Here is a 305-nt window from a genome sequence, read left to right as displayed (position 1 = left end):
AACAACAAACAAACCAATGCCTTATTGGTTAAAGAAAAGCTGGAAGCATTGAGAGGCAAAATAGAAGGCCTATTGCATATCGAAGTCGGTATAGATTTTACGGTTTATCCGGTTTCGCAGATACTATTGAATATCGTGGTAATAATCGTTGTTTTCGTTGTTGTGGGCTATTTGCCGTATGGATTGAAAGTGAATAGTAAAGATGATAACGATATTGCTGTGACAATAAGGCTCAGTATCACCGTTTTCCGCCTGCCTATTTTACCCATCAGCACCCCGGTAGGCACCGAGAAAAGCAAAAATAA

General features: G+C 39.7%; 1 pseudogene. It reads left to right on the top strand.

The features are described from left to right. Window positions 1-305 (top strand): annotated as a pseudogene (locus D0T57_RS15990) (Dabb family protein); the annotation flags it as partial.

Origin of the sequence: Dysgonomonas sp. 511 (assembly GCF_010501105.1) — a bacterium.
GTDB lineage: Bacteria > Bacteroidota > Bacteroidia > Bacteroidales > Dysgonomonadaceae > Dysgonomonas.
This window is presented reverse-complemented; position numbering and strand designations above follow the sequence as displayed.